General features: G+C 63.8%; 1 protein-coding gene. It reads left to right on the top strand.

Going from position 1 to position 246, the window contains the following annotated elements:
- A partial coding sequence (locus tag FQ668_RS27985; protein WP_178097254.1) for a benzoate/H(+) symporter BenE family transporter occupies positions 1-246 on the top strand: 246 nt, incomplete at both ends.

Here is a 246-nt window from a genome sequence, read left to right as displayed (position 1 = left end):
ATGCCAGGCATGCTGGTGCTGCGCAACGATGGCTTCAAGACCAGCGCCAATCCGATCGTGGCAGTCACTGGCCTGGGGTCGTTGCTGATGGCACCGTTCGGGTCGCACGCTTTCAACATCGCTGCCATCACCGCCGCCATCTGCACTGGCAAGGAAGCCCACGAAGACCCGGGCAAACGCTGGGTCGCGGGCATCGCTGCCGGTGTCTGCTACATCCTCGTAGGGGTATTCGGGGTCACCCTGGCC

It is taken from the genome of Pseudomonas sp. Kh14, from assembly GCF_900291005.1.
Lineage (GTDB): Bacteria > Pseudomonadota > Gammaproteobacteria > Pseudomonadales > Pseudomonadaceae > Aquipseudomonas > Aquipseudomonas alloputida.
Note: the sequence above shows the minus strand (reverse complement) of the source record. Positions and strands in the feature narration are given on the sequence as shown.